Source organism: Bradyrhizobium sp. SZCCHNS2022 (assembly GCF_032377575.1).
GTDB lineage: Bacteria > Pseudomonadota > Alphaproteobacteria > Rhizobiales > Xanthobacteraceae > Bradyrhizobium > Bradyrhizobium aeschynomenes.
This window is the reverse complement of the sequence record NZ_JAUHHZ010000001.1, coordinates 5,696,654-5,715,032: the sequence shown is the minus strand read 5'-3', so window position 1 is coordinate 5,715,032 and position 18,379 is coordinate 5,696,654. Positions and strand designations below refer to the sequence as shown.

At 66.2% G+C, this 18,379-nt stretch carries 16 protein-coding genes; 1 reads left to right on the top strand and 15 read right to left on the bottom strand.

Annotated features, from left to right (window positions below):
- Nucleotides 1-237: 237 nt before the first annotated feature.
- The 7 genes from rpsO to rimP all read right to left on the bottom strand — a co-directional run bounded on the left by rpsO (nt 238) and on the right by rimP (nt 8,188).
- Nucleotides 238-507, bottom strand: a complete 270-nt coding sequence (gene rpsO, locus QXZ94_RS25505) for a 30S ribosomal protein S15 (protein ID WP_009025947.1) — start codon at nt 505-507, stop codon at nt 238-240.
- A gap of 2 nt (nt 508-509) precedes the next feature.
- Nucleotides 510-1,604: a tRNA pseudouridine(55) synthase TruB gene (gene truB / locus QXZ94_RS25500; protein ID WP_315723037.1), complete on the bottom strand. Its 1,095-nt coding sequence runs from the start codon at nt 1,602-1,604 to the stop codon at nt 510-512.
- Nucleotides 1,604-2,020 carry a 30S ribosome-binding factor RbfA gene (rbfA, locus tag QXZ94_RS25495; protein ID WP_172113685.1) on the bottom strand — a complete coding sequence of 139 codons (417 nt, stop codon included), beginning with the start codon at nt 2,018-2,020 and terminating at the stop codon, nt 1,604-1,606. Before rbfA ends, truB begins: the two co-directional genes overlap by 1 nt.
- 161 nt (nt 2,021-2,181) lie before the next feature.
- The gene (gene infB / locus QXZ94_RS25490) at nt 2,182-4,941 is read right to left on the bottom strand and encodes a translation initiation factor IF-2 (RefSeq protein WP_315723035.1); all 2,760 of its coding nucleotides are present in this window, start codon (nt 4,939-4,941) and stop codon (nt 2,182-2,184) included.
- 77 nt (nt 4,942-5,018) lie between these two features.
- Complete coding sequence (locus QXZ94_RS25485) at nt 5,019-5,732, bottom strand: RNA-binding protein (protein WP_315723033.1); 714 nt, start codon at nt 5,730-5,732, stop codon at nt 5,019-5,021.
- A 66-nt stretch (nt 5,733-5,798) separates the two neighbouring features.
- A complete protein-coding gene (nusA, locus tag QXZ94_RS25480; RefSeq protein WP_315723031.1) occupies nt 5,799-7,412 on the bottom strand; it encodes a transcription termination factor NusA in 1,614 nt (537 codons plus the stop codon).
- Between the two features lie 14 nt (nt 7,413-7,426).
- Entirely contained in the window at nt 7,427-8,188 is a 762-nt protein-coding gene (gene rimP, locus QXZ94_RS25475) for a ribosome maturation factor RimP (protein ID WP_315723029.1), read from the bottom strand.
- A gap of 426 nt (nt 8,189-8,614) precedes the next feature.
- Here rimP and QXZ94_RS25470 point away from each other — a divergent pair, with 426 nt between their 5' ends.
- Entirely contained in the window at nt 8,615-9,691 is a 1,077-nt protein-coding gene (locus QXZ94_RS25470) for a DUF2336 domain-containing protein (protein WP_315723027.1), read from the top strand.
- A 10-nt stretch (nt 9,692-9,701) separates the two neighbouring features.
- Here QXZ94_RS25470 and QXZ94_RS25465 read toward each other — a convergent pair whose 3' ends face one another.
- From QXZ94_RS25465 to miaB, 8 genes are all read right to left on the bottom strand, one after another.
- Nucleotides 9,702-10,436, bottom strand: coding sequence for a tRNA (guanine(46)-N(7))-methyltransferase TrmB (locus tag QXZ94_RS25465; protein WP_315723025.1), 735 nt, complete (start codon nt 10,434-10,436; stop codon nt 9,702-9,704).
- Complete coding sequence (locus tag QXZ94_RS25460; protein WP_315723023.1) at nt 10,433-11,563, bottom strand: M20 family metallopeptidase; 1,131 nt, start codon at nt 11,561-11,563, stop codon at nt 10,433-10,435. The genes QXZ94_RS25465 and QXZ94_RS25460 overlap by 4 nt, the downstream gene beginning before the upstream one ends.
- Before the next feature lie 324 nt (nt 11,564-11,887).
- Nucleotides 11,888-12,304, bottom strand: a complete 417-nt coding sequence (locus tag QXZ94_RS25455; RefSeq protein ID WP_006615449.1) for a helix-turn-helix domain-containing protein — start codon at nt 12,302-12,304, stop codon at nt 11,888-11,890.
- Between the two features lie 234 nt (nt 12,305-12,538).
- Nucleotides 12,539-14,134 (bottom strand): apolipoprotein N-acyltransferase, encoded by a 1,596-nt coding sequence (gene lnt / locus QXZ94_RS25450; RefSeq protein ID WP_315726522.1) that lies wholly within the window; start codon nt 14,132-14,134, stop codon nt 12,539-12,541.
- Between the two features lie 11 nt (nt 14,135-14,145).
- Nucleotides 14,146-15,321 carry a hemolysin family protein gene (locus tag QXZ94_RS25445; protein WP_315723021.1) on the bottom strand — a complete coding sequence of 392 codons (1,176 nt, stop codon included), beginning with the start codon at nt 15,319-15,321 and terminating at the stop codon, nt 14,146-14,148.
- Nucleotides 15,322-15,323: 2 nt separating this feature from the next.
- Nucleotides 15,324-15,833 carry an rRNA maturation RNase YbeY gene (gene ybeY / locus QXZ94_RS25440; RefSeq protein WP_315723019.1) on the bottom strand — a complete coding sequence of 170 codons (510 nt, stop codon included), beginning with the start codon at nt 15,831-15,833 and terminating at the stop codon, nt 15,324-15,326.
- Nucleotides 15,834-15,896: 63 nt separating this feature from the next.
- On the bottom strand, nt 15,897-16,934 hold the full coding sequence (locus tag QXZ94_RS25435; protein WP_172113529.1) for a PhoH family protein: 1,038 nt from the start codon (nt 16,932-16,934) through the stop codon (nt 15,897-15,899).
- Between the two features lie 4 nt (nt 16,935-16,938).
- Nucleotides 16,939-18,342 (bottom strand): tRNA (N6-isopentenyl adenosine(37)-C2)-methylthiotransferase MiaB, encoded by a 1,404-nt coding sequence (miaB, locus tag QXZ94_RS25430; RefSeq protein ID WP_315723015.1) that lies wholly within the window; start codon nt 18,340-18,342, stop codon nt 16,939-16,941.
- Nucleotides 18,343-18,379: the final 37 nt, after the last annotated feature.

Sequence of the window (18,379 nt, the reverse complement as noted above, 5' to 3'; positions counted from 1 at the left end):
GGATGGCGTCCATCCTTCTCGTAAATAACGGGCACCTTGCCCGTCACGCCCAGCGGCCGGATTGCTGCTGAGGCGTACTGCACGGCCTGGGCGGAATCGGCGGGTCAGCGTATCGCTTCTTTCCGGATTCCGGCCAGACCGCATGATCCCGGACTTAGCGAACGCCGCGATCTGCGGGGTTCTCGGGACCATGCCATCACGCGCGCGAACTCGCGCGCGCTCATTCCATAGCGAAGCTCAACGACGGATGTTGTGCTTCTCGAGCAGCGCCTTGTAGCGCGCCTCGTCGTTCTTCTTCAGATAGTCCAGCAGCGAACGGCGGGTCGACACCAGCTTCAGGAGGCCGCGGCGGGAGTGGTTGTCCTTGCCGTGGGTCTTGAAATGGCTGGTCAGGTTGTTGATGCGTTCAGACAGGATCGCAACCTGCACCTCGGGAGAACCGGTGTCACCGGCCTTGGTGGCATTCGCCTTGATGATTTCCGCCTTGCGCTCTGCGGTCACCGACATCGTCAGTCTCTTTCGTTGCGACCGGAGCTGGCAGTCAGTCCGGTCAGGTTGAACACGCGCTTGGGGATGAGTTCGCCATTGCCAATTTCGGCAAGCGCCAGAAGGCGGCCTGCGACCGTGACATAGACTGTGCCGCTACTTTGGGGCGCATCCCGTCCGCGCAACAAGACGGCCTGGCCCCGATGGAGCCTTGCCGCATCAGCCCGAGTGACGGCCAGTGCCGGGATGTCGTCCAGCGCGGTCTCAACGGGCAGCAGTGCGTCGGCGAGGCTTCCCTCACCGGACGCGGCTCTATTGCACAAAGCCTCCAACTGTTCCAGCGGAATCATGTCGTTCTCGGTAAACGGCCCGACCAGGGTCCGCCGGAGCGCGCTGATATGGCCGTAGCAGCCGAGGATTCGGCCCATGTCGCGGGCCAGCGCCCGGACATAGGTTCCCTTGCCGCATTCCGCCTCGAACACCGCGTGATCGGGGTCGGGCTGGTCGACGAGGGTCAATTCGTGGATCTCGACCGGGCGCGGCTGCAACTCGACGACCTCGCCATCCCGGGCGAGGTCATAGGCGCGCTCGCCCTGGATCTTGATGGCGGAATAGCGCGGCGGCGTCTGCTCGATCCGGCCGGTAAATTGCGGCAGCAGCGCGCGAATGGCCTCCGCGTCCGGCCTCTGCTCGCTGGTGTGGACCACGCGGCCCTCGGTGTCGTCGGTATCGCGCTCCTCGCCCCAGCACACCGTGAAGCGGTAGCGCTTGCGGCCGTCCATCACGAACGGAACGGTCTTGGTGGCTTCGCCCAGCGCGATCGGCAGACCTCCGGAGGCGAGCGGATCCAGCGTTCCGGCGTGGCCGGCGCGCTTGGCCTGGAACAGGCGCTTCAGGATGGCCACCGCCTGCGTCGACGTCATGCCGATCGGCTTGTCGAGCACGACCCAGCCGTGGACGTCGCGGCGGTCGCGGCGAGGCTGGTTACCCTGCTTCTGTCTGCTGCGCGGGTCGTTGTTGTCGCGCGGCGTGCGCCCGTCGGAAAAATTGCTGGTTTTGACAACGGTCGGCTCGGCGCTCAGCGCATCGACAGTGCCGGTTTCGGGGGGAATGGTCATCAGCTCTCTTCCGAATCCGAATGGAGGTCTCTCTGCACCGCAGGTGTTCGCAGTAATTTCTCGATCCGTTCTGCTTCGTCGAATCGCTCGTCGACGCGGAAGCGGATGTCAGGTGCAAATTTCAGGTTAACGCGGCGCGCGACTTCGCCGCGCAGGAACTTCTTGTTGCGCTCGAGCGCGGCGAGCACGACGTCGGTGTCGCGTCCGCCGAGCGGCATGATGTAGATCGTGGCGAGCTTCAGGTCTGGGGACATGCGGACTTCGGGCACCGTAATGATGTGTCCCTCCAGGTCCGGATCATGCGCGTGACCCTGGCTGAGAATGTCGGCGACAGCGTGACGCACGGTCTCGGCCACGCGCAGCTGACGCTGCGAGCCGCCGGAAGCTGCGCTCCCTCTCTGGTGATGGCGAGGCATTTTTCAAAAATCCAACGGATCATCGCCCGGCGTGAGCGCGGGCGAGAGGATCATTCTGATTGAGTTCAACGACGCTTGGTTAAGTTCAAGATGCGCAGCGATTCCGCAGATGCGCGGAATCGCTGCTCACTTGATCGCAGCGCGCTCTGTAGGATTCGGACTTACAGCGAGCGCTGAATGGTCTCCACGCGATAACACTCGATGACGTCGCCGACACGCATGTCGCCGTAGCTCTCGAAAGCCATGCCGCATTCCTGGCCGGCCTGCACTTCCTTCACTTCGTCCTTGAAGCGCTTCAGGGTCGACAGCTTGCCCTCGTGAACCACGACGTTGTCGCGGATCAGGCGGACATTGGCGCCGCGCTCGACGGTGCCGTCGGTGACGCGGCAGCCGGCGACCTTGCCGACCTTGGAGATGTTGAACACCTCGAGGATCTGCGCATTGCCGAGCATGGTCTCGCGGAGCGTCGGCGCAAGCAGACCGCTCATCGCCTTCTTCACGTCGTCCACGAGGTCGTAGATGATGTTGTAGTAGCGGATCTCGATGCCGTTGCGCTTGGCGAGCGCGGCGGCTTCCTTGTTGGCTCGCACCGAGAAGCCGATGATCGCGGCGTTGAAGCCTTCGGCCAGCGTCACGTCCGACTCGCTGATGCCGCCGACGCCGGCATGCAGGATCCGGGCGGCGACCTCTTCAGTGCCGAGCTTCTCCAGTGAGCCGAGAATGGCTTCCAGCGAGCCCTGCACGTCGGCCTTGATGACCAGCGGGAATTCCTTGCGGCCCGCGGTCTTCAATTGCGACATCATCTGCTCGAGCGAGCCGCGCATGCCGGAGATCGAGGCAGCGGCGTTCTCGCGCTTCTGGTGCGCACGATAGCTGGTGACCTGGCGGGCGCGGGCTTCGTTCTCGACCACGGCGAGACGATCGCCGGCTTCCGGCGGACCGTTGAAGCCGAGCACCTCGACCGGCACTGACGGACCCGCCTCCTGCAGGGTCTCGCCCTGATCGGAGATCAGCGCGCGGACGCGGCCCATCTCGGCGCCGGCGACGATGATGTCGCCGACACGAAGGGTGCCGCGCTGGACCAGCACGGTGGCGACCGGACCACGGCCGCGATCGAGCTTGGCTTCGATCACGGTGCCCTCGGCCGGACGATCCGAATTGGTCTTCAGGTCGAGGATGTCGGCCTGCAGCGCGATCATCTCGAGCAGACGATCGAGATTGGTCTTGTTCTTGGCGGACACCTCGACGTCGACGACCTCGCCGCCCAGCGATTCGACCTGCACCTCGTGCTGCAGCAGCTCGGTGCGGACGCGCTCGGGGCGGGCATCGGGCTTGTCGATCTTGTTGATCGCCACGATCATCGGCACCTTCGCCGCCTTGGCGTGGTTGATGGCCTCGATCGTCTGCGGCATGACGCCGTCGTCGGCCGCGACCACCAGCACGACGATGTCGGTGACCTTGGCGCCGCGGGCGCGCATCGCGGTGAACGCGGCGTGGCCGGGCGTGTCGATGAAGGTGATCTTCTTGCCGCTGTCCGGCGCCGTCACCTGATAGGCGCCGATGTGCTGGGTGATGCCGCCGGCCTCGCCCGAGACCACGTTCGCGTGGCGCAGCGCGTCGAGCAGCGAGGTCTTGCCGTGGTCGACGTGGCCCATGACGGTCACGACCGGCGAACGCGGCTCGGTGTCGGTCGAATCGTCGACGACGTCGAACAGGCCCTCTTCCACGTCCGATGCGGCGACGCGCTTGACGGTGTGGCCGAGCTCTTCGGCGATCAGCTGCGCGGTGTCGGCATCGATCACGTCGGTGATCTTGTGCATCGCCCCCTGGCGCATCAGCAGACGGATCACGTCGACCGCGCGCTCCGACATGCGGTTCGCGAGCTCCTGGATCGTGATCGCTTCCGGAATCGTGACCTCGCGGATCAGCTTTTCCTTCTGCTCATTGGCGGCATGGCCCTTCAGGCGCTGGGTGCGGCGGCGGAACGAGGCGATCGAGCGCTCGCGCACGTCATCGGCCGTGAGCGCCGTGACAACGGTCAAGCGGCCGCGCTGCTTCTGCGGGCCTGGCTTGTGCGTGGTCTTCGGCGGCGGGGCCGGACGCGCGGCGCCGCCGGGACCCCGGCGGATCTGCCGCGGACCCTCATCCTCGTCGGGACCTGCGGCGACACCCGGTGCGCGGCCGAGCGGGCCACCGCCGGCCGGGCGGGCTCCGGCAGGACGTGCGCCGGCGGGCTGCGCGCCACCGGGGCGCGAGCTGGTGCCGATCTGCTGCGGCCGGCTGCCCGGCGCGCCTTGCGGGCGACCCGGAGCCTGCGCGGGCCGGGCCGGCGCGGTCACCGTGGTCTGCGGCGCTGACGATGTCGTCGGGCGGGGCGCCTCGCCTTCGCCGAAGCGCTTCTTGGCCTCGAGCTCGGCCTTGCGCTTGGCTTCCTCTTCATGGCGATGACGTTCTTCCTCGGCCTTGCGGCGCGCCTCGGCAGCCTCGCGCTCGGCGCGTTCGGCGGCTTCGCGCTCGGCGCGGCGGCGGGCTTCCTCCTCGGCCTGACGGCGTTCCTCGATGTCGCGGACGCGGGCATCGGCCAGCGCGCTGGCGCGGGCCGAGCGCTCATCCTCGGTCAGGGTCCGCAGCACGACGCCGGATCCGCTGCGTTGAGGTCCGGACGAACGCGGCCCGGACGGGCGGTTGCTCGGAGGCGGCGGCGGTGGCGCCTTGGCGACGGTCGGCTCCGGCGCATGCGGCGCATCGGGCGCCCCATCGCCGACGCGGCGCTTGGTGCCGCGCTTCTCGACCACCACCTGCTTGCTCCGGCCGTGTGGGAAGCTCTGACGCACCGTGCCAGTCTCGACGCGCGGCTTGAGCGTCAAGGTCTTGCTCGGGACACCGAGTTTCTTGTCGCCCGGAGTGTTTTGATCGGCCATTCAGTCGTCCTAATCTCGTTTACCAGCGTGCGGGTCTGCCGCACCGTCCCATTCGTGCAATCGTCGCGTATTCGTAGCTATGTCGTCGAAGTCGAAGCAGATTTCGTGGCCGCGGTTCCGGCAATCTTGTCAGCGTCGGCCGACCGGTATCGGACCAGTGTCTGGCTGCGCGACAGGAATGTCCTGCTCGCCGGGCCTGCGAGCACGGCAGCATGTATCACATTTGAGCGCCCAAGTGCCAAATCCAATTCTGCCGAAGTGAGGCAGCAGATGATCGGAAATGGCAGGGCTTGGCCTTGGTCCCCGTCATGCGTCCGGACCAGGGCGTCGAGCTTGCGGATCCCGTCGGCTGCGCCGTCCGCTGCGTGGATCAGGGCCGCCAATGTGGTCCGGGACTGGCGCTGCGACAGCGCCGCTTCCACCTTGGAGAAACCCGAGACGACCTGGCCCGCCTTGGCGGCGATGCCCAGCGCCTCGATCGCGCTGCGGGCCAGCAAGGCCTCGAGATCCTCGGCAAGTGTCGGATGGACGCGGACGTTCGCCTTGAACCCGCGGCTGAAATGGTGACGCCGCACCGCTTCCGCAACCGCCTGTCGTGATGCGGTGATCCACAACCCCCGCCCGGGCAGCTTGCGCTTGATGTCGGGCACGACCTCGCCCGACGGGCCGACGACGAAGCGGATCAGCTCGCCGATCGGCCGCACCTCGCGGCTGACCGCGCACATGCGCATGGTCGCGGACTTGTCGGTCCGCGGTCCATTGTCGAGCTCGGGGTCGGCCAAAGCGAGCATGCGGTGATGCGGCTCCTCATCTCAAGCGATCATGGTCATGGCGGCTGTCATCACGGCGTCCATGGCTCAGGCGGTCTGTTCTTCGGATTCATCCTCGGCATCGGCCTCGGCCTTGGCGAGATCGGCCTCGCTGATCCAGCCCGCCTTGACGCGGGCCTGCATCACCATGGCTTCGGCGTCGTCGCGGGATACGTCGAGGCCGTCGAGAATGCCGGGGAATTTGGTGGCTTCCCCGCCGTCCTTGCGCTCGGTCCAGCCGACCAGATCGTCGGTGGCGCAGCCGGCGAGATCGTCGACCGTCTTGATGTCGTTCTCGCCGAACTTGACCAGCATCTTGGTGGTCACGCCGGGCACCGCCTTCACGGCGTCCTCGACGCCGAGCTCCTTGCGCTTGGCCTCGAGCTCGGCCTCCTGCTGCTCCAGGAATTCGCGGGCGCGGGTCTGCAGCTCGGTCGCGGTCTCCTCGTCGAAGCCCTCGATGCCGGCGAGATCCTTGAGATCGACCAAAGCGAGCTCCTCGACCGAGGTGAAGCCTTCGGACGCCAGCAGCTGGCCGACGACCTCGTCGACGTTCAGCGATTCCATGAACACGCGGGTGGAGTTCTCGAAGTCGGCCTGGCGGCGCTCGGACTCCTCCTGCTCGGTCAGGATGTCGATGTCCCAGCCGGTCAGCTGCGAGGCCAGGCGGACGTTCTGGCCGCGGCGGCCGATCGCCAGCGACAGCTGGTTGTTGGTGTCGGGCACCACGACCTCGATGCGCTCGCGGTCCTCGTCGATGACGACCTTGGCGACTTCGGCCGGCGCCAACGCGTTGACCACGAAGGTCGCGATGTCCGGAGACCACGGGATGATGTCGATCTTCTCGCCCTGCAGCTCGTTCACCACGGCCTGCACGCGCGAGCCGCGCATGCCGACGCAGGCGCCGACGGGATCAACCGAGGAGTCGCGCGACACGACGCCGATCTTGGCGCGCGAGCCGGGGTCGCGGGCGACCGCCTTGATCTCGACGATGCCGTCATAGATTTCCGGCACCTCCTGCGCGAACAGCTTGGCCATGAACTGCGGATGGGTGCGCGACAGGAAAATCTGCGGGCCGCGGGTCTCGCGGCGCACGTCGAACACATAGGCGCGGACGCGGTCGCCGTTGCGGAACACTTCGCGCGGCAGCATCTCGTCGCGGCGGATGATCGCCTCGCCACGGCCGAGGTCGAGGATCACGCTGCCATATTCGACGCGCTTGACGACGCCGTTGACGATGTCGCCGATGCGGTCCTTGAACTCCTGGTACTGCCGGTCGCGCTCGGCCTCGCGCACCTTCTGCACGATGACCTGCTTGGCCGACTGCGCGGCGATGCGGCCATACTCGAGCGGCGGCAAGGTGTCGGCGATGGTGTCGCCGATCTGCGCGCCCGGATTGGCGCGGCGGGCATCATCGAGCGAGATCTGGTTGGAGGGGTTCTCGACCTTCTCGACCACCAGCATGTGGCGCGACAGCCGCAGCTCACCCTTGCGCGGATCGATCTCGGCATGCACGTCGGTCTCGCTGCCATAGCGGGCGCGGGCGGCCTTGGCGATCGCGTCTTCCATGGCGGCGATCACGATGCCGCGGTCGATCGACTTCTCGCGCGCGACGGCGTCGGCGATCTGCAGCAGTTCCAACCGGTTGGCGCTGACGGCCATGGGTCTAGTCTCCTCTAATCAGGATCGATCTCGCCTCTGCGCGCGCGGTCGGCGGCGAGGCGATGTTTCTTGGTGTTGGTCGGCAGCGGCTTCTTGACCGGCTGCTTGTCCTTCAACTTCGGTTTCGGCTTGGCCTGGGCCGCCGGCTTGGCGTGGGGCGCCAGCGGTGGCGCCAATCCGAGGTCGCGCTTCTTCTCGCGCTCGGCGGCCTTGCCGCGGCGCATGGACTCGGCGATCAGCTCGTCGGTCAGCACCATCTTGGCGTCGCCAATGTCCGCCATCGGTAGCACGACGTCCGGGTCCTGGTCCTTCGCCACGTCGTCGCGGGTGATGCGCACGCCATCGCCTTCGACGCCTTTGATGATGCCGCGGAAGCGCTTGCGGTTCTGGTAGGCCACGGCCATCTCGATCTTGACGAGATGACCGATGTGACGCTCGAAATCGGAGCGGCGGACCAGCGGCCGGTCGATGCCCGGCGAGGAGATCTCGAGCCGGTAGGCGCGATCGATCGGATCGGCGATGTCGAGCACGGGCGATAGCGCCCGAGATACCGCCTCGCAATCCTCGATCTGCATCGAGCCGTCGGGGCGTTCGGCCATCACCTGCACCGTGCAACCGGACTCGCCGGAGATGCGGATCCGCACCAGCCGGTAGCCCATTGCCTGCAACACCGGGTCGGCCACGGCAGCCACGCGCGCCGCCACGCCCGGCTCGACGACGAGCCGGGGCTCGGTCAGAAGGTCGGTCTCAGCGGTTGCGAGGGTCGGTTCCGTCATCGAGGCGTCGATCGCGTGTCTTGCTGCTTGCGGCCGTCAGGCCTGGCCGATCGCGCTCACCGGATCGATCGCGCCGATGGCGGGGCGATCCAGGTAACAAAAAAGAGCGGGTCCGGAAGGGCCCACCCTCACTACGCGATCGTATATGAGATGATGTTTGATGGCGCTCATATAGCCGCTTTGGCGCCTGACGGCAAGGGTTGTCTCGGCCAAAAGGGTCGTCTCCGCCAAACAGGCCCGGAACTGCAGAAAGCCCGTCGCGTCGGCGATCCGGCCGGGGACGCACGCAACGGCTCGACATCAGGTGTCTAACCCTTCATTCACCAAGATCCGGTAAAAACAGAATGAATTCGGGCGCTTTTGCTCTGGAGCATGAGGGGGGCGGAGCGCGCGGACGTCTGTTGTGTTGCGTATCGGGTAGACATCATGACCCCCGCCACCGCATTGATCCCCGGACTCGACGGGATCGTGAGGCATCGTGACGCCGAGCGCGGCCTCGAGGCGACACGCCGCATCGCCGACCTGTTTTTCGAAGATGCCGGCAGGCTGCGTCCCGAGCACATCAATCTGTTCGATGGGTTGCTGATCGATCTGGTCCCGCTCGCGGATCAGCAAACGCGGATCGATCTGGCCGAGCGGCTGTCGCGGCTTGCCCGGGCGCCGCGTGCCGTCGTCGGCCAGCTCGCCCGTGACGACGAGGTTGCGGTGGCCGGTCCGCTGCTGCGTCGTTCTCCCGTGCTCGACGACGACGTGCTCATCGACGTGGCGCGCGACAAGGGCCAAGGCCATCTGCTGGCCATAGCCGAGCGTCCACGTCTGTCGGCCGACATGACCGACGTGCTGGTGCGGCGTGGTGACAGGGATGTGGTGCGGCGGACCGCAGCCAATGCCGGTGCGGCGTTCTCCGCGCCCGGCTATACCGAGCTGATCAATCGCGCGAGCTTCGACGGCGTGCTGACGCTCACGGTCGGCAAGCGCGAGGATCTCTCCGACGATCATCTTAAGAGACTGCTCGATGGCGCGCTCGACGTCGTCAAGCGGCGGTTGTTCGATGTGGTCGGACCGGAGCGGCAGGCGAAGATCAGGCTGGCCGTGGCGAAGCCCGGCGATGCGGCCGGCCGGAGCGACGGCAAGCGCAATTTCGTTCCCGCGCAGCGGATCATTCTGGCGCTCTACGAAGCGAACGCGCTCGACGAGGCCGCACTGCTCGGATTTGCGCGCGCGCACAAATATGAGGAGGTCATCGCTGCGCTAGCTGCGATGACCGGGCTCAAGCTCGCAACGCTCGATCGTCTCGTCTCCGGCGACCGCCATGACCCGCTGCTCATTCTCGGGCGCAAGATCGGGCTCGACTGGGGCACCGTGCAGGCGCTGATCGTGCTCCGGCTCGGGCGCAAGCGCGTGCCGGCACAGCGCGACATCGATGCGATCAAGCTCAACTACGCGCGTCTGCTGTCATCGACCGCCGAGCGCGTCGTTGCATTCTGGAGAACGCGGCACTGACGCGCTGGAACTAGCGCCGCCGGAAGATCAGGTAGTTGGCGACGCGGCCTTCGCGCGTCGCTTTCCGGCCGTAGCGCGTCATCGTGTAGCCCGCCCAGGGCAGTCGCCAATCATCGGCTCGCTCCGCCGTCCAGACGAAGTCGGGCGAGCGCAGCAGGTGCCACAAGGTCCAGGCGCAATAGTCGGCGATGTCGCTGACGAAGCGGAATTCGCCGCCAGGCTTCAGCGCGCGCGCCATCGCGGCGATGGTTGCGTCCTGCACGAAGCGCCGTTTCCAGTGCCGTCGCTTCGGCCAGGGATCGGGGTGGATCAGGTCGATCCGCTGCAGCGACTGCGGCGGCAGCCAGGCGAGCAGGTCGGCGGCGTCGCCCGCCAGCAGCCTGACATTGCCGATGTTGTCGGCCTCGATCGCGGACAGGATCTTGGCCATGCCGTTGACATAGGGCTCGCAGCCGATGAAGCCGGTGGTCGGATGCGCCTTGGCTTCTGCAGCCAGATGCTCGCCGCCGCCGAAGCCGATCTCGAGCCGCAGCGCTTCGACGGGGGGATCATATAGCGCCGGCAGCACGAATTCGGCAGAGGCGGAAAGATCGAGCGCGAGGTGCGGCAGCAGGTTCTCGACCAGGTCGGCCTGGTGCGCGCGGAGCTTGTGGCCCTTGCGCCGGCCGAAGAACGAGCCCTGGCCATGCAGAGCCTCATTGCCAGTGTCATCGTCATCGACGGGCATGGTGGTTGCGGCGCTCATCGCAGGGTCTGGAAGAGACGATGGAGAAGCCGCGTCCGCGGCTCGATCGAGGAGATGTACATCTGCTCGTAATGCGTATGCGCGCCTTTGCCGTCGACGCCGAGCCCATCGAGCGTTGCGGTGAAGGGCGCGGTGAAATTGCCGTCGGAGCCGCCGCCCGTGTAGGTGTCGGCGAGCTCGAAGCCGATCTCTTCCGCCAGCGATCTGGCGTGCTCGAACAAGGCTGCGCCCGCGTTGCCTTTGACATAGGGAGGCCGGTTGACCTCGCCCTTCACTTGGACGGTGACGCCCTCGCTGCGGGATGTGAGACCAAGAATCTTGGGCACGATCTCGTCGGCATCCGCAGGCGTCGGCAGCCGCGCGTCGACCTCCGCATAGGCTTCCTCTGCGATCACGTTCGGGCGCGTACCGCCCCGGACCACGCCGACATTCACCGTCACGCCGCGCGCGGGATCGTTCAGTGCTTCGAGCGCATGGATCACGTTGGCGAGTTCGCGGATCGCACTGCGTCCATCCTGTGGACGCGCGCCGGCGTGGGCGGGGACGCCGCGGATCGCGACGTCGAAGCGCGCGACGCCCTTGCGTCCGGTGACGATCTTGCCGCCGTCGCGCGCCGGCTCGGTCACCAGCACGTATTTGGCCCTGCGGCCTTCCTCCTCGATCAGCGCGCGGGAGGTGGGGCTGCCGATCTCTTCATCCGACACGAGCAAATGAGTAATGCCGAGCGGCGGTCGCTCTCCGTTGGCGCAGAGCTGACGGAAGGCATGATAAGCGAGATAGGCGCCGCCCTTCATGTCGTAGATGCCGGGGCCGAACGCGACGTCGCCGTCGATCGCGAACGGCAGGCGCTCGATGAAGCCGAGCGGATGCACCGTGTCGAGATGGCTGAGCACGAGGATGCCCGGCTCGTTCTGTCCCCACGCCGAGCGCACCAGCAGATGGTCGCCGCAGCCATCGCGGCCGGCGATCCGTTCGACCGAGGCGTCGAGCCCGCGATAGCCCTCGGCGACCAGCGAAGCCAGCTCGTTGACGCGATCGGGCGCCTCGGTTGGGGTCTCGATCTCCACCCAGCGGCGGATGCCTTCAAGAATTGTGCGACTATCGAACGGATTGCTGTTGGCGATCATGAGTTTTGCGAGCAGTTCTCTATGGTTAGCAAATGGTAGTCGGGGAGGATGGCGCTGAGTGCCGGTTTTCGCCCGGGCGAGCCGGCGTGCCGCCAGCTCCCGCGCCACATGCGCACAAAATGATTTAGAGCGCGACAGCATTTCCCGAGGGATAGCCATCGCGCTCTATTGGTCGTGATCTGGTCTGTCTATCGGCTCATTCGTCCGGCGGAACGGCGCGTGCCCAGTGCGTCGTTCGCCAAACGTGGTCTGCTAATGGCCCCCCGAGGCGCTGACATTCATATGAGAGTGTCCGCAATAGGAATGTCAGCGCCGGCGCATCAGCTAGCCTTCCTCCGGAGCCTCGCGATCAGCAATCTGCTCGACCAGGTCGACGATGCTGCGCCGAAGCTTGGAATCGTGGATCCGCGTGAATGCGCGGGTCAACGCCAGTCCTTCGGAGGTTGCCAGAAAATCAGATACATAGGCGGGAGAAGCGCCCTCGCCGAAAGCCTCACCGTTGGTCCCGCCACTGGGGACGCCTTCGAACAGGAACGAGACAGGGACCTGCAGGACTTCTGAGATCTGCTGGATCCGGCTGGCGCCGACTCGATTGGTGCCTTTTTCGTACTTCTGTATCTGCTGGAACGTGAGTCCGAGAGCCTCACCAAGTTTTTCCTGGCTCATGCCCAACATGATACGGCGCATCCGCACCCGGCTGCCGACATGCTTGTCAACAGGGTTGGGCGCTTTCGTCGACATCTCTCAACTCCTTAGAATCAGGCCTCGGAACGAGGCGGTCGCAGTATGCCTCAGGCGCTCACACCGTCAATTTCTGCGCGCAGATCGTACTAACGAAGACGGGCTGAGCAACGGACTGGACGGCTCATGCTGCCGCGCGAGAATGCGAATTGCAGCAGCTATCTGTCAACACTTGGGGTTTTGCTTGTCAAAAAAAATCTTACGCAGCCGGAAAGAATTCAGATCTTGCTGTCGTCAGGGAAGCTTTTGAGCAACACGTCTGCGAACGACAGTGCCCAGGGCGAGCACTAACAGGATTGCGGCCGGAATGTCGCCTAATCGCGCGTAAACTGTGGGCTGCAGCGCAAGAGGCAGCGCGGAATCGAGCACGCCTTCGGCGCCGAGAGATAGTTGCGACGTGATGCGGCCGACAGGATCGATCACCGCTGAGATACCCGTGTTCGCTGATCGAACTAATGGAAGGCCCTGTTCGATGGCGCGCCACTGCGCCTGCTGCAGATGCTGATGAGGACCGGTCGAGATACCGAACCAGCCATCATTGGTCAGGTTGACGATCCAACCCGGACGTTCCTCGTGGGGCACGCCGTCGCTCGGAAAGATCGCCTCGTAGCAGATCAAAGGAAGAACACGCGGTGCGTGTGGCACGTCCAGGTTGCGCCGCACGGTGCCTGCAATGAAGCCACCCTGCACCCGCGTCAGCTGCTCCAGGCCGATCCGCTCCAGCAGGTTCTGGAACGGCAGGAACTCGCCGAACGGCACCAGATGGAGCTTGTCGTAGACCGAGAGCACGGTGCCGTCGTGATCGATCACATAGATCGAATTGTAGGCCCGGGTGATCGGCGTGTTGCGGGGCCCGTCCGGGGCGCGGACCGAACCGGTGATCAGCACCGTGCCCGGCGACAGCAGATCGGCGATCTGCCCCATCGCGTCCGCCTCACGGGTCAGGAAGAAGGGAAACGCAGATTCCGGCCAGATCAGGACGTTGGTGTCGCGCACGCCGGTCGCCTTCGGCCCCGCGGCGCGGTCCGACAGCGCCAGATAGCGCCGCATCACCTCGGCCTTGGCGCCGTAGTTGAATTTGACGTCCTGCTGCAGGTTGGGCTGCATGATCCGCAGCCTGAAGTCGGGAACGAAGGCGGTCGGGTTCAGGCCGAGCCGGACGGCGCCGAACACGCCCATCAGGACGAGGAGGGCGGCGGCAGCGGCCGGCACCCGCAAGCGGGCGCGCCAGGTCTTGCCGTCGATCAGCACGGCCGGGCTGGCGAAGATCGCGACCGTCAGGAACGTCATGCCCCAGAGGCCGATCAGTGAGGTGGATTGCGCCAGGGCCAGCGGCTGCGACAGCGCATAGCCGAACGCGTTCCAGGGAAAGCCGGTCAGCGCGTGGCCGCGCAGCCACTCGCTCGCGGTCAGGCAGGCCGCCAGCGCGAGGATGCGGCTGGAGTCGCGCGTCCAGATCAGCCGCGCCAGGGCAAAGCCCAATGCCGGGAATAGCGCCAGATAGGCCGGCAGGCCGAGGACGGCGAACGGCATCAGCCAGGCGAAGGTCTGCGCATCGACCAGGAACGCGTTGCCGATCCAGTACAGGCCCGGCACGAAATAGCCCATGCCGAAGCAGAATCCGGTGAGGGCTGCAGCCGGGATGCCGCGGCGCCGCCCCGCTGCCGCGCCGTCGATCAGCCAGACCAGCACCGGGAAGGTGAGTGCAAGCACGGGCCAGGCGTTGAATGGCGCCATCGCTAGTGCGGAGAGGGCGCCGGCGGCGATCGCGATGCCGGCGCGCTTCCAGCCCCAGGCCAGCACGACGCCAAGGGCGAGGCCGCGGATCATCGAGGGACGGATCACTGTGAGTTCGCTCCGTCGCCGCCTTGGGCTGGGCTGCTGCCGTCACCATGCGGCACCGGGCCGGCCTCTGCCGGCCGCGGCGGCTCAGCCGGTGCGCCCGTGTCCGGTGCAGTCACGTCCGGCGCGGCCTCGCGGCGGCGGCTCTCGCGTGGCGGCCTTGGCACGGGCCGCTCCTTGCGCGGCGCGATCCGCAGGCGCTTGACGCGGCGCGGATCGGCGTCGAGCACCTCGACCTCGAAATTTCCGGGGCCGGAGATCAACTCGCCGCGTACGGGCAGCCGGCCGACATGGTTGACGAGATAGCCGCCCAGCGTCTCCACGCCCTCGCCGGCTTCACCGGTGACGAACTCCTCGCCGATGACGCGGCGGACGTCGTCGAGGCTCGCGCGGGCATCGGCGATGAAGGCGTTGTCGGCCTGGCGCATGATCGCCGGCGGCTCGTCGCTGTCGTGCTCGTCGTCGATCTCGCCGACGATCTGCTCGACGATGTCCTCGATCGAAACCAGCCCGTCGGTGCCGCCGTATTCGTCGACCACCAGCGCCAGGTGGATGCGCGAGGCCTGCATCTGCGCCAGCAGATCGATCGCGCGCATCGACGGCGGCACGTAGAGCAGCTTGCGGATGATGTTGGCCTCGAACAGCGGCATCGACAGGTCGACGGCCTTGAGATCGAGACCGGCCGGCAGCGGCTTTTTGCGCCGCGCCTTCACGTCATCCGGAACGCGCGCCTGCGCGGTGGTGTAGGCGAGCAGATCGCGGATGTGCACCATGCCTTCGGGGTCGTCGAGCGTGTCGTTGTACACGACGAGGCGCGAATGCGACGCGCTCTCGAACAGGCTCATCAGTTCGCCGAGCGTGATGTCGCGCCGGACCGCGACGATGTCGGCACGATGCACCATCACGTCGGCGATGCGACGCTCATGCAGATCGAGGATGTTGCGCAGCAGCGTGCGCTCGACTGCGGAGAAGCCGATGTCGTCGGGTGTCGAGGCATCGAGCACGACCTGCAGGTCGTCGCGGACCGAGCCGCCGCCCTTCCAGCCGAACAAATTGCGCAGCGCGCGCAGTAGCCAGTTTTCGCTCGGCGAGCGGCCGAGCTCGGAGGGCGGCACCACGGCCGGAAGATTGCGCGTGTTGCGCGGGTTGTCGTGGATGGGCTCGGAATCGGCCATGGTCAATTCGTCCGTTCCCGGTCGGCGTAGGGATCGGGGATGCCGAGATGGGCCAGGATCTCGCGCTCCAGCGCCTCCATCTCCTCGGCCTCTTCGTCGGTCTCGTGATCATAGCCGATCAGGTGCAGGAAGCCGTGCACCGTGAGATGGCTGAGATGCTGGTCGAACGGCTTCTGCTCCTCCTCGGCCTCGCGTCGCATCGTCTCATAGGCGATCGCGATGTCGCCGAGCATCCGCGGCGCATCGTCATCGCTCCGCGGTCCGGTCGGCTGCAGCGCCGGAAACGACAATACGTTGGTCGGCTTGTCGATGCCGCGCCAATTGTTGTTCAGGGTGCGGATGCCGGCATCGTCCGTCAGCATCACTGCGACCTCGGCTTCGCCGACGTCGGCGTCCACCGTCTCCGCTGCGGCGATGATGGCGCGATGTATGACGTCCTCGGCGTCAGGCTGGTCCTGCCAGCACTCGGCTGCGACGATCACCTCGGTGGTTGGAATGGGACTTTGTGGCATCCTGATCGAGTTCTGTGCGGATGGCGCTGATATCACGCGCCGATCGGCGTGCTTGCTCTGAGGTCAGCGGGCCTTCGGGCCTTCATAGGCTGCAACGATGCGCGCGACCAGCTCGTGGCGAATGACGTCCTCGCCGGTGAACCTCACCTGCGCGATCCCTTCGACGCCGTCGAGTAGCCGCGCAGCTTCCGCGAGGCCCGACGTCTGGCCGTTGGGCAGGTCGACCTGCGAGGGATCGCCGGTGATGATCATGCGACTGTTTTCGCCGAGACGCGTGAGGAACATCTTCATCTGCATCGATGTCGTGTTCTGCGCCTCGTCGAGGATGATTGCGGCATTGGTCAAGGTGCGTCCGCGCATGAAGGCGAGCGGCGCGATCTCGATCTCGCCGGCCTGCAGCGCGCGCTCGACCACGCGCGCATCCATCAGATCGTAGAGCGCGTCGTAGATCGGGCGCAAATATGGATCGACCTTCTCGCGCAGGTCGCCGGGCAGGAAGCCGAGCCGCTCACCGGCTTCGACGGCAGGCCGCGACAGGATGATGCGATCGACTTCCTTGCGCTCGAACAGCTGCGCGGCATGCGCGACCGCGAGCCAGGTCTTGCCGGTGCCGGCCGGACCGATCCCGAACACCAGCTCATGGCGCTTCAGCGCGCGGATGTAGGAATCCTGCGCGGCCGTGCGGGCGCGCACGGGCCGCTTGCGCAGGTTGATGCTCTCGAACCCGCTCTTGGCGCCCTTGGCGTCGAACTCGAACAGCGATCCCTGCGCGACCACGGCGCGAATTGCGCCTTCGACATCGCCCTGCGCCAGATCCTGTCCCTTGACGGCCTGGGCATAGAGCGACTCCAGCACCCGGCGCGCGGCATCGCAGCCGTCACGCGAGCCGCCGATCGTGATGTGGTTGCCGCGCGAGTCGACGACGACGCCGAGCCTGCGCTCGAGCAAAGCGAGGTTTTGGCCGTAGGGCCCGACGAGGGCTGAAGCGGCGCGGTTGTCGTCGAAATCGATGACGACCTGAGTCTCGGGGGGCATGGACATGTCGCGGTCGAACTTGCGGCTGGGAGCGAGCGAAGAGGAATCCGATGCGCTCTTGGGCAAGTGCTCAGCCTCCGATGGACACAAGGGGCAGGGCGGCGTCCGGAATCGGAGCCGTTGTCGTCGTGACGAGTTCGCCGAGCAGGCTGTAGCGCTCGAGGCTGTCGATCCGCACGGGGAGGACCTGACCGATGATGTCGTCGGACGCCATCACATGGGCCGGCTGCAGATAGGCGGTCCGTCCGACCAATTGACCGGGCTTGCGGGCCGCGCGTTCGAACAGCACGTCGACAACCGCGCCAATTGCAGCCCTGTTGAAGGCCGCCTGCTGGCTGTCGATCAAGCTCTGGAGGCGCTCCAATCGCTCGTCCATCTCGGTCGCTGACACCATCTCCTGCATGTCCGCGGCCGGGGTTCCCGGACGCGGCGAATACTTGAATGAATAGGCTGCAGCGTAGCCGATTTGGTCGATCAGCGCGAGGGTGGCACGAAAATCTTCCTCGGTCTCGCCGGGGAACCCGACGATGAAGTCCGAAGAGAATGCAATGTCCTGGCGGGCCGCGCGAAAACGGTCGACGACTTTGCGATAGTCGGACGCGTTATGTTTCCGATTCATGAGGCCGAGGATCCGGTCGGAACCGGACTGCACCGGCAGGTGCACGAACGGCATCACCGATCGGAGGTCGCGATGCGCCGCAATCAGGTCGTCGTCGACATCGTTGGGATGGCTCGTCGAGTAGCGGATCCGCGCCACGCCGGGAATCTCAGCGATGCGATAGAGCAACCGCCCGAGCGTCCAGGCGCGGCCGTCGGGACCTTCACCGTGATAGGCGTTGACGTTCTGGCCGATCAGCGTGATCTCGCGGACGCCGTTCTCGGTCAGTTGAATGACGTCATCGACGATCCGCGCCACCGGGCGCGACATCTCGCTGCCGCGGGTATATGGCACCACGCAGAAGGTGCAGAACTTGTCGCAGCCTTCCTGCACGGTCACGAAGGCCGAGATGCCGCGGGCGCGGATGGCCTCGCGGCTCGGCCGGGGCAGCAGGCCGAACTTGTCCTCCGCCGGGAATTCAGTCTCGATCGCCGGTTCGCCCCGGCCAGCACGTGCCAGCAGCTCCGGCAGATGGTGGTAGCTTTGCGGCCCGACCACGACGTCGACCGTCGGGGCGCGCGCGATGATTTCGGCGCCCTCGGCCTGGGCCACGCAACCGGCCACGGCGATCTGCATCGCGCGCCCCGACTTTGCAGCCTCCTCCTTGGCCACCCTGAGACGCCCGAGCTCCGAATAGACCTTTTCAGAGGCCTTCTCGCGGATATGGCAGGTGTTGAGGATCACGAGGTCGGCGTCGCCGGCATCGGCGGTCTCGACGAAGCCCTCGGCCCCCAGCGTGTCCACCATGCGCTGGGCATCGTAGACGTTCATCTGGCAGCCATAGGACTTGATGTGCAGCTTGCGCGGCGGCGTCATGAACCCTTGCATGCGGTCGGGGGCACGCCAATTTCGG